At 69.2% G+C, this 626-nt stretch carries 1 protein-coding gene; it reads right to left on the bottom strand.

All coding sequences use genetic code 11. The features are described from left to right. Positions 1 to 451: transposase family protein (locus tag Acor_RS00080; RefSeq protein WP_174876085.1), on the bottom strand; the 451-nt coding region annotated here is incomplete at its 3' end. Positions 452 to 626: the final 175 nt, after the last annotated feature.

Here is a 626-nt window from a genome sequence, read left to right as displayed (position 1 = left end):
TGTCGGCGGTGGCGGTGCCGCGCTGGGTCTTGCCGTCGATGGTCATCGGGATCAGCTCATCAGGGTCGTCATACGGCTCACGCAGTTGGCTGGCCCGGTGGGCGGCGTAGGCGGCGTCCACGCTCGCGGCGCTGACCTGCGCGATCGTGCGGCACACGGGGTCGGGATGCGGAGCCAGGTGGGCGCCGGTCCGCCGATCGCGTCGGGCGCCGAGCTGCGCCAGGACCTCCTGGGGAGCGCGGGCGATCCAGTGCCGAATCGCCGCGTAGGAGACCGCGCCGGACACGATCGCCGCTTGGACCAGAGCCAGCATCACCACCAACGGGTGCCGCCGCCCCCGCCGATCGCGAGGATCGGGGATCTGCGCCCACATCTGGCGAAGGTCGGCCATATCCGCGATCTGCTCGGGCTCGTCGACGTCGCTGACGAGGGCGCTGATGGCAGACAGCACGGGCGGCATGACACACTGAACGGACAATGAGGCTCCGGTAGATCGGTTTGGCGTGAGAACCGCCGTTCTACGGGGCCTTGTTGCATGTCACGCCGCCGCCACGCCGTACGCGATCAAGCTGTGACCTGCCGCGACTCACTTGACCGTCTCACCATGCGAGAACTCCGCTCGCCCT

The sequence above is a fragment of the Acrocarpospora corrugata genome (assembly GCF_009687845.1).
GTDB lineage: Bacteria > Actinomycetota > Actinomycetes > Streptosporangiales > Streptosporangiaceae > Acrocarpospora > Acrocarpospora corrugata.
The sequence above is the reverse complement of the archived record's forward strand: the minus strand, read 5'-3'. Positions and strand labels throughout refer to the sequence as shown.